Below are 3,674 nucleotides of genomic sequence, written 5' to 3' on the forward strand. Positions count from 1 at the left end.
CTCGTGCCGGCCGAGGCGCGGGTGGTCGTCGCGGACGACTGGGCCGAGGGGATGTCGGCGTCGCTGCGCGCCGGGCTGCGTGCCGTCGCCGCGACGTCGGCCGACGCGGTGATGATCCACCTCGTCGACCTGCCCGACGTCGGCGCCGACGTCGTCGCGCGGGTGGCGGCACGCGGCTCGGGGCCCGACGCGCTCGCACGCGCAGAATTTTCTTCGCGCCCCGGTCACCCCGTGCTGATGGGGCGCGACCACTGGTCCGCATGTGCGGCGACGTTGACCGGTGACCGGGGCGCACATGCGTACCTGACCGGCGCGTCCGCGACCGCAGTCGCGTGCGACGACCTCGCGTCCGGAGAGGACCGCGACACCTCGCTCGAGGGCACCTGAGGATGGTCCGACTGGACTAGTTCGTCTGCACTACGACGTGACCCGTGACACAGTGCTGCGCATCCCCCACTTCGTCCATCCCCTCATCCCCGACGAAAGTGTGCCGCAGTGCCCATCCCACCTGACTCCGCCCTGCCCGCCCCTGCTCCCACGCGCCGGACGTTCCTCGGCTACGTGATCGGCGGCGCCGGTCTGCTCGTCGCCGCCGACCTCGGCCTCGGCGCCTCGCCCGCGTCGGCCGCCGTCGTGCTGCCATCGGTCCCGCAGATCCCGGAGGCCTACGACCTCAACGACTTCCTGACGCAGTGCGCGCTCCCGACGTCGAACCTCGTCGCCGTGCGCATCGACCGTCGGGGCGACGCCCACTTCGCGCTCCCACGCATGGAGGTGGGGCAGGGCATCACGACGTCGACGGCCATGATCCTCGCCGAGGAGCTCGACCTCCCGCTGGACCGCGTGCACGTGACGCTCGCCCCGGCGCGACCGGAGCTGCTGTTCAACCAGCTCACCGGCGGCTCGAACACCACGATCTCGACCTACACCCCGATCCGCGTGGCCGCCGCCGTCGCACGGCAGTCGCTGCTCGAGGCCGCGGCGATCATGCTCGGCGCCCAGGTGACCAGCCTGACGACGAAGGGCGGCACGATCCTCGACTCCCTCGGCTCGTCGGTCACCTACGGGCAGGCCGCGCAGAAGGTCGACACCTCGCGCACGCGGGAGGTGAAGGTGACCCTCGACGAGTCGCGCGAGCGCAAGGTCGTGGGCACGCCGCAGCGCCGGATCGACGCGCTCGACGCGGTGACGGGCCGCAAGACGTTCGCCATGGACCTCAAGGTCAAGAACGCGCTCCCGACCATGGTGTGCCGCGCGCCGGCCCTCAACGGCAAGCCCGTCAAGGTCCGCAACGCCGCCAAGGTCAGGGCGATGCCGGGCGTGACGCACGTGGGCGTCGTGCCCACCGGCGTCGCCGTCCGCGCCCGCACGTTCGGCCAGTGCATCGACGCGGTCCGCGCGCTCGACGTCCAGTGGTCGGAGGGGACCGTGCCCGGCAAGAAGGCCGACGACGTGACCCGCGAGCTGAGGGCGGCCGAGCTGCCGCTGGCCGTGCCGGCGCTCGGCGCGACCACCGTCGAGGGCTCGTTCACCTTCCACTTCCGCAGCGGGTCGGCCCTCGAGCCGAACTGCGCGGTCGCCGACGTGCGCAAGGACTCCGCGCGGATCTGGAGCGGTCTGAAGTCGCCGATCGACGCCCAGTCGAAGATCGCCAAGCTGCTCGGCCTGCCGCAGACGAAGGTCGAGGTGAACGTGGTCACCGGCGGCGGGTCGTTCGGTCGCAAGCTCTTCAGCGACGGCGCCATCGAGGCCGCGCAGATCTCGAAGGCCTTCGGGGTCCCGGTCAAGCTCATGTGGCACCGGGCCGACGAGCCGCGCCAGGGTCGCGTGCACCCGATGGCGACGTCGCGGATCCGCGCCACGGTCGTCGGGGACACCGTCGCGACCTTCGAGCAGCGGCACACGTCGGTCTCCTGCGACTTCACCCACGGCCTGGGCGAGCGCATCACCGCCGAGGTCGCGTCGCTGCCGTCGGGCCTGGGCAACCTCGGCTTCTCCGAGACCGTGTTCCTGCTGACGCAGGAGCTGCCGTACAACTTCGGCGTCGTGACGCAGCTGCTCAACGAGTCGAACTACGACCAGAGCAGGTTCAACACCAGCTCGGTGCGCAACATCTACTCACCCGACGTGCGCGTGGCGAACGAGCTGATCGTCGACCAGCTCGCCGCCCGCTTCAGGACCGACCCGGTCGAGTTCCGCAGGACGTTCACCAAGAGCGGCGTCGTCCGTCGCGTGCTCGACCGTGCCGCCGAGCTCGGCGAGTGGGGGAGGAGGCTGCCGAAGGGCGTCGCCCAAGGCATCGCCATCCACAAGGAGTACAAGGGGGCGACCGCGGTGGTCGTCGAGCTCGACTGCCGTCCGGCCACGGTGAACCGCAAGGTCCGCGACGCCGTGACCGGGCCGCGCGTGCTCCGGGCCACGATGGTCGTCGACTGCGGCCTCGCCATCAACCCGCTCGGCATCGAGGCGCAGATGATGGGCGGCTTCAGCGACGGGATGGCGCAGGTCCTGACCTACAGCAACCACCTGGTCGACGGTCACTTCCTCGAGGCGAGCTGGGACAACTCGGCGTACACCCGGCAGTGGAACACGCCGCTGGAGTTCCGGTGCGAGGTGATGGAGTCCGAGAGCACCGAGCCGGGAGGCATCGGAGAGGCCGGCGTGGCCGCGTCGGCCGCTGCCGTGGCCTGCGCCTACGCGCGTGCCACCGGCACCATGCCGACCGAGTTCCCCGTCAACTTCCGCCAGCCCCTGCACTTCACGCCCAAGTCCTTCGTCCCGCCCGTGCCGGCCTCGCCGACCAACGGCCTGACCTTCGTCTCCTGAGGAGCCCGACATGCCCAAGTACAGCTTCCAGCTCAACGGCGAGAAGGTCACCGTCGACGTCGAGAAGGGCGTGCGCCTGCTGTGGGTGCTGCGCGACGTCCTCGGCGTCACCGGCCCGAAGTACGGGTGCGGCATCAACGTCTGCAAGGCGTGCACGTCGCACCTCAACGGCAAGGCGTTCAACCCGTGCGCGGTGCCGGTCGAGAAGATCCGGCCCACCGACAAGGTCACCACGATCGAGGGCCTGGCGGACACGGTGCCCGGCGACGACCTGCACCCGATGCAGGAGGCCTGGCTCGAGCACGACGTCGCGCAGTGCGGCTACTGCCAGCCCGGCCAGATCATGACCGCGGTGGCTCTCGTCAAGCGGGTCCAGCGGGAGGGTCGGGCCATCACCGACGCCGACCTCGACGCGATCCGCAACGTGTGCCGCTGCGGCACCTACACGAGGATCCGCGAGGCGGTCCGGACGGGTGAGAGGCTGATGCGCCGGTGACGGTCGCCGACGACGCCCTCGCGAGCGCCGCTCGCTGGGTGCAGGACTCGCCCGTCGCGCTGGCCACGGTCGTCGGGACGTCGGGCTCCGCGCCGCGCCAGCCCGGCGCGGCGATGGTGGTCGCGGCCGACGGGCGCATCGCCGGGTCGGTGTCGGGCGGGTGCGTGGAGGCGGCGGTCGTCGACCTCGCCGAGGCGACGCTGACGTCGGGCGAGCCGACGCTGCGCACGTTCGGCTTCGCGGCGGACGACCTGTTCGACGTCGGTCTCACCTGTGGTGGACGCATCGAGGTGCTCGTGCAGCGCGTCGGGCTCGACGACGGGTTGGGCGACGTGGCGGCGCGGGTCGCGGC

At 71.5% G+C, this 3,674-nt stretch carries 4 protein-coding genes; all 4 read left to right on the forward strand.

Annotated elements, in window-relative coordinates:
* Positions 1–387: NTP transferase domain-containing protein (locus tag NH339_RS17615; RefSeq protein ID WP_253027299.1), on the forward strand; the 387-nt coding region annotated here is incomplete at its 5' end.
* Between the two features lie 108 nt (positions 388–495).
* Positions 496–2,826 carry a molybdopterin cofactor-binding domain-containing protein gene (locus NH339_RS17620; RefSeq protein WP_253027300.1) on the forward strand — a complete coding sequence of 777 codons (2,331 nt, stop codon included), beginning with the start codon at positions 496–498 and terminating at the stop codon, positions 2,824–2,826.
* A 10-nt stretch (positions 2,827–2,836) separates the two neighbouring features.
* The gene (locus NH339_RS17625) at positions 2,837–3,322 is read left to right on the forward strand and encodes a (2Fe-2S)-binding protein (RefSeq protein WP_067856070.1); all 486 of its coding nucleotides are present in this window, start codon (positions 2,837–2,839) and stop codon (positions 3,320–3,322) included.
* Positions 3,319–3,674, forward strand: a 356-nt coding sequence (locus tag NH339_RS17630) for an XdhC family protein (protein WP_253027301.1), incomplete at its 3' end; no start/stop codon positions are given. The genes NH339_RS17625 and NH339_RS17630, both read left to right, overlap by 4 nt.

Source organism: Aeromicrobium sp. CnD17-E, from assembly GCF_024124745.1.
GTDB lineage: Bacteria > Actinomycetota > Actinomycetes > Propionibacteriales > Nocardioidaceae > Aeromicrobium.